At 30.8% G+C, this 4,559-nt stretch carries 5 protein-coding genes; 1 reads left to right on the top strand and 4 read right to left on the bottom strand.

The genetic code is table 11. From position 1 onward, the window contains the following. Positions 1–172 precede the first annotated feature (172 nt). The 4 genes from ACT8VG_RS07645 to ACT8VG_RS07660 form a co-directional block, all read right to left on the bottom strand. The gene (locus ACT8VG_RS07645) at positions 173–730 is read right to left on the bottom strand and encodes a hypothetical protein (protein WP_444195547.1); all 558 of its coding nucleotides are present in this window, start codon (positions 728–730) and stop codon (positions 173–175) included. Positions 731–920: 190 nt separating this feature from the next. Beyond that, the gene (locus ACT8VG_RS07650) at positions 921–1,682 is read right to left on the bottom strand and encodes a C39 family peptidase (RefSeq protein WP_187012632.1); all 762 of its coding nucleotides are present in this window, start codon (positions 1,680–1,682) and stop codon (positions 921–923) included. Between the two features lie 101 nt (positions 1,683–1,783). Continuing rightward, entirely contained in the window at positions 1,784–2,890 is a 1,107-nt protein-coding gene (locus ACT8VG_RS07655; RefSeq protein ID WP_187012631.1) for a sensor histidine kinase, read from the bottom strand. 12 nt (positions 2,891–2,902) lie between these two features. Then, positions 2,903–3,586: a response regulator transcription factor gene (locus ACT8VG_RS07660; protein WP_187012630.1), complete on the bottom strand. Its 684-nt coding sequence runs from the start codon at positions 3,584–3,586 to the stop codon at positions 2,903–2,905. Between the two features lie 138 nt (positions 3,587–3,724). On the opposite strand from ACT8VG_RS07660, the gene ACT8VG_RS07665 reads away from it, so the two are divergent. Then, positions 3,725–4,559, top strand: an 835-nt coding sequence (locus tag ACT8VG_RS07665; protein ID WP_444195548.1) for an MATE family efflux transporter, incomplete at its 3' end; no start/stop codon positions are given.

Genomic DNA, 4,559 nt, shown 5'->3' on the forward strand with positions numbered 1-4,559 from the left:
GAAAAAGAACTATACTATATAAGTATTATACGATTTCTTATCTACAATTACTTTTACAACTTTATTATAATATTTATCTCATTATAAAAACAGGAGCACCCCCCCGCCAGATATGGGCAGAGGACACTCCTTCTAGGCTTATTAGAAACACAATCCAAACAATAATCAACTATCATTTATAGAATCTTAATACCTGATATTGATAATAGTCATCCTTATCTAGATAATCAACAGAAATGCCTTTTCCATTATATGCTGTTTTACCACTACTCGATTTATCTTTTGCTTCTTTGAGTAATGTATCAATCTCAGTATCCGTTGCTTTATTATAATTTGCTTTAATAAGTTTTTTTGTATATGTAAGTGCCTCATCATTATATTTACTTGTCTTATTAACGAAAATAAGCATATAGTCTACAATATCAGTTGCCTGATCTCCCGTATACTTTTCAGGTACAACGACTAAAGAAACACCTTCAAGAAGTCCATACCAGTACTGATTATTTTCTTTTGTTAAATAATCAGTTGAAGCAACGTTAAGTGAACTATGATCTACTACTTCAGTATTGAATTTTGCAACTAATACATCTACTGTTTCTTTTTCTATAAAGCCATACTTTTCATAGCTTTCCTGCAGATTTTTCTTTGCGTCTTCTACCTTAGACTTACCACATCCTGATAATCCAAAAGCCATCAAACAACATAATAGAATAGTGAGAACTCTCTTCATATGTATTCCTCCTCTCTATAAATATAAGAAAACATATGACTTCTATCCATGCTTATCATGTTTATATTTACTATTACTCATTTTAGATGAGCTAAAAATCATCATATTGTCTTTAATAGTCTTGGATAAACATATCTCATCACTTCAAATTATCAACAAAAATCACTCAACGATTTTATTGATTATAATCCTATCTTGAGAAAGACCATATATTTCTAATCTGTTTAGAAAGAGTATCATAACTCCATAAACGATTACTTCTTTTTATAGAGTTAGGATCATTCACAATAAACATCCCCTGCTTCATTCCTCTAATAACGATAAGATGTCCTGTAGTAGTAAAGTCTCCTGGTTTCATACTGCATATAAGAGGTCTACCATTCATAATTTCATTCTTCATAGAAGAATAAGAGAGGGGAATGTTTCTTCCATGAATACCATAATGTTTCATACCTTCAGTAAAGAAAGCCCAGGATGTTCCATCTTGATAATAGCCATGATTATATGCATATGATGCCACATCAAAAGGGGTAATGTTATTTCTTCCTGTTAATCCTGCAATAATCATTGCAGCACTTGTAGGACCACAGCCATTCATACCAATCACATTATGTCCGTACTTTCCATAACCCCATCTTTGATCATATTGAAGTAAGAGAGGATAACGTCCTTTTGTGACTGGACCTATTATATTTGTATAAACATGTCCTTTTTTACTTGGATAGTTGTAAACAAAATCAATGAGTTCTTCATTACGATAAAGTGCTTGAATCATTGTATCAGGATATTGATTCTTATTATTTAATATAGTACGTAGTTTAGGATTAAAACGCGCTTTTATTTCTAAACCAATATCTTCTCTCAGTCCACTTACACCTCCACTTATATTATAAGCTATATGACCTATAAGAATTGAGAATACAGAAAGTAATACAATAATTATTTTTTTCATATGTTTTCATCTCCTTAAAAAAGCATCTTCATTACTTGTATTTTACCAATACAAATGAAGATGCTTCTTTAATACATTCTTATAGAATTCTTATGAACTTCTTAATTTTTTGGAAGAGTAATGGTGAAGACTGTTTCTTCTTTATTACTTGATGCAAAGATAGAGCCATGATGAAGTTCCACTATTTCCTTGGCAATAGCTAGACCCAAACCACTTCCACCTGTTCTTGAAGTACGTGCTGAATCTAAACGATAGAAGTTTTCAAATATACGATTTAGTTTTTCTTGAGGTATCTCTTTTCCTTTATTGATAACTTTAATAATGACATCATCATGCGTACTATGAACATCAATATTAATATCAGTATGATCCTTACTATAACTAATCGCATTCTTAATCACATTACTAAAGACTCTGCTGAGTTTATCGGCATCACCATATAATGTGATATCTTCATCTTGATTAAGATGGATATTCTTTTCCTGTTCTACTAGGACAGGATAAAAGTCATCAATAATCTGTTCAAGCATAAGACGGATATCTAAATCTTCTTTTTCTAGAATAATCTTTTCTGAATTATAACGAGCCACTTCAAACAATTCATTAATGAGATCTTCTAAGCGATAAGATTTATCTAATGCCACATTGATATACTTCTCTCTTTGAGTATCAGGCATATCTTTTATTTCATCTAATAAAGATAAGTAACCAATCATAGAAGTCAATGGTGTTTTAATATCATGAGCTAAATAAACAATGAGTTCATCCTTCTTCTGTTCATTCTCTCTTGCAAGTCTCTCATTCTTTATTGATTCACTCTTTAGTTCATTAAATCGTCTTTCTATATCATAAAGTTCTTCTGGTAATGTGATATAGTCTACACTCTTATCTATTAATTCATGAGATGCATGAGTCAATGCATCCATATAATAGGATGTCTGTTTATAAAGATGATGAATCATAAACGCAAAAGAAATCACTATACAGATTAATAAAAACAACAGAAGCGAGAGTGGATTCTTCACAATATTATAAAAGAACGCTAGAAACGTATAAATATTAGAATCAAAATCATAGACCCATTGAAAATCAAAAAAAGCAGCTAGATAGACTGCCAATACAAAAACAACTAACAGCCCTACTGTATAAGCTATATATTGTAGTAGTGTACGTTTATAAATCTTCTTTAAGATCGTATTAGTTTCCATATCATCCATCCTTTATTTTTCAATCTTATAGCCTACTCCATAGACCTTCTTTATATATTTAGGATTTCTTCCACCATCATGCATCTTTTCACGTAAGTGTCTAATATGCACCATAATTGTATTATTATCTCTCTTATAATAATCTTCTCCCCAGACCTTTAAAAACAAGTCATCACTCTTTACAACATTTCCTTTATAAAGACATAATTCCCATAATATCGCAAATTCTGTTTTAGTCAGTTCTATCTTCTTTTCATTAAAATAGAATTCTCTTGTATCATTATTAATACGTATTCCTCTAAAATCTATTTCATTCTTTTCTTCTTTTTCATTATAGTTCTTATAACGTCTTAGCTGTGCTTTGACTCGTGCAACAAGTTCTAATGGCTGGAATGGTTTTGTGACATAATCATCTGCACCAATACTTAAACCATTGATTTTATCAATATCCTCTACCTTTGCAGTCACAAAAATAATAGGAAACTTATACTTTCTTCTTATTTTATTGCATAAAGAAAAACCATCCATATCAGGCATCATTACATCTAAGATAGCTAAATCAATCTTTAAATCATCAATATCTCTTAATACATCCTGACTAGAATAGTACTTATATACAGTAAAATTTTCATTTTCTAAATAGATTTGTATTAAATCTGTAATCTCTTTTTCATCATCTACAACTAATATATTCATAAATATCCCCTCTTATGTATCATTATATCATTTACATTCCTATCAATTATTAATACTTTCTTAATTATTGAAAATTCCCTCTAGAGTTAGTTATAAATAATATGGTATGATAGTCGCATTGTGTGGAGGAAAATAAACATGAAGAACATGACTAAAGGGAAACCATTAAAGCTTATATTCTTATTTGCATTACCACTTATGTTAGGTAATATCCTACAGCAATTATATACAATGGTAGATACAATGATTGTAGGACAGTTCTTAGGTGTTAATGCCTTGGCGAGTCTAGGTGCTGCAGACTGGATCAACTGGGCTATTTTAGGAATAGTAATGGGCTTTACACAGGGATTCTCTATTCGTATCTCACGTACTTTTGGCGCTGAAGATTATGGGAATATGAAAAGATCTATGCATATGATTTTCTTCTTATGTGCTTTCTTTTCCATTCTTACAACAGTTGTTGCAGAATTATCTATCGTTCCATTATTAACTCTATTAAATACACCATCTAACGTTATTCAAGGTTCTATTACGTATTTAAGAATCATGTCCGGTGGTTTGACTATCACAATGTTTTATAACTGTTTTTCTAGTATATTACGTTCTTTAGGTGATAGCCGTACACCATTACTCGCAATGATTGGAGGAGCAATCACAAATATCTGTTTAGACTTATTATTTGTAGTAATATTTAAATGGGGTATTGCAGGTGCTGCGATTGCGACATTATTAGCGCAGTTCTTAACTACAATATTCTGTCTCTATATATTGAAGAAAGAATTACCATTCAAGTTAGAACTCACTAAATTTAAGTTTGAAAAAAAGATCATCAAGAACTTATTACAGTTAGGTTCACCTCTTGCCTTCCAGAACCTCATTATTTCTATTGGTGGTATTATGGTACAGTCAGGAGTCAATCGTTTTGGATTCTTATTTATTGCAGGATTTACTGCCACAAATAAGTTATATGGTT

This window comes from Catenibacterium sp. (assembly GCF_052354645.1).
GTDB classification, from domain to species: domain Bacteria; phylum Bacillota_I; class Bacilli_A; order Erysipelotrichales; family Coprobacillaceae; genus Catenibacterium; species Catenibacterium mitsuoka_A.